The 1,688-nt window shown below is 52.3% G+C and carries 1 protein-coding gene; it reads right to left on the reverse strand.

Annotation, left to right across the window (positions count from 1 at the left end; genetic code table 11):
- Positions 1–46: 46 nt before the first annotated feature.
- Positions 47–1,617, reverse strand: a protein-coding gene (locus KNP00_RS14020; protein WP_215146296.1) for an IS3 family transposase whose coding sequence is annotated in 2 segments (ribosomal slippage) — positions 47–978 and positions 978–1,617 — 1,572 coding nt in all. Because the reading frame shifts where the segments join, the coding sequence is not laid out codon by codon here.
- Positions 1,618–1,688: the final 71 nt, after the last annotated feature.

Genomic DNA, 1,688 nt, shown 5'->3' on the forward strand with positions numbered 1-1,688 from the left:
TGAACTGCTCCCCGTCAAGTAGACAGGGCAAATAATAAAAACCAAACTAGGCGGCTTGAGACCTGTATTCGACAGGGCTCAAGCCGTTTAGCCGTTTCTGGAAACGGTCATGGTTGTAGAACGATATGTAGGTTTCGATGGCCGACGTGAGTTCGCTATAGGCCTGGAATTCACGCAGGTAGTACATCTCGACTTTCAGGGTACCCCAAAAACCCTCGATTGGGGCGTTGTCGAGACAACGTCCGACCCGGGACATGCTGTGGGTCAGTCCTGCGTTTTCTACTATGCGTTTGAACCCTCTCGATGTGTATTGATACCCTCGGTCGCTATGGATCATCGGACCCGCTCCTGTACGGAGCCCCGCAATCGCTGGCATCATCGTCTGGAAGACGAGCGCGTTGTTGTTGGACTTCCCGATGCGATAGGCGACGATCGAGCCGTCATAGAGGTCAATGATCGCGCTCAGATACGCCTTCTTCCCGGCGCCATATTTGAACTCGGTGACGTCGGTGCACCATTTCTCGTCCGGTCGGGACGCACTGAATTCGCGGTTCATCAGGTTCTCGGCCACATGCTGCGGGGACGATTTTTTGTACCGCTTTCGCTTCTGGCGGATGACCGAACGGATCTCATGGATGCGCATGAGACGATAGATGCGCTTCTCATTGTATGCCGGCAGGCCATGCTGGCGTCGTCTGCGGTTGACCGTCATGGTGATCCGTCGATAGCCGTAGGTCCCGTTCACCTGGTCGTAGAGGAGGCGGATGTCCTCAAGTAGGCTCATGTTCTCCTCCTCGCGTACCGAGACGGTACGCTTCAACCATTTATAATAGGCGGCCCGTGAGACCTGCGCGATCTCACACAGGAGCACGACCGGGAACGTATCGGTTGTCGACATTTCCTCGATCGCCATGTAACGCAATTGTAGCCGGATCTGGCTGATCAACCTCTCCTCTCGATCTCCTCTAACTTTTTTAGGAACAGGTTCTCGGCCCGCAGGCGCTCGTTCTCCCGCTCGATCTGTTGGATGCGACGTTCGAGCTTCTCCTCGTTGGTCAGTTCCTCTTCTTGCTTCGTCCGTCCACGCCGGTCCTCGAGCCCGTGCACGCCGTCGGCGTCATATTTTTTCGTCCATCCATAGACCTGTTGATACGATACGGCGAACATCTCGGCCGTCCGTTGATAGTTCCGTCCATTGTCCAGGCAATACCTGACGATCTCCATGCGTTCCTCGAATGTGGTCTTTCTTCCTTTTGCCATAGCTCGATCCATCCCTTTTCTCGAATCTGTTAACTCGCTATGACCAGTATACTTCTTAATCCATCTCCGAAGAACAGACCAATCACTGATTTGATGTTTGGAGAGAACCTCCATTTTAGTGAACCCATCGAGATAGTCACGGACGGCCGCGAGCTTCTGTTCCTTGGTGTACAGTTTCCATGTCTTCGATTCCTTCAACGCATCGATCCCACCGGTATCGAATTTCACTTTCCACACCCGGAGGGCATCCTTAGAAACGTCATGGGCCTCCATAATTTCCTTCCATGTGTATGTTTCTGCTTCTATCATGCGCAGCGCACTCAGTTTTTGTTCGATTGAATGCCGACTTCTCGCCATAAAAAAACACTCCCCAATTAGAATAAACAGATTTGTTATTTCATCTGTCTACCTATTGGGGAGCATATCAT

The organism is Exiguobacterium qingdaonense (assembly GCF_018617855.1).
Classification (GTDB): Bacteria; Bacillota; Bacilli; order Exiguobacteriales; family Exiguobacteriaceae; genus Exiguobacterium; species Exiguobacterium qingdaonense.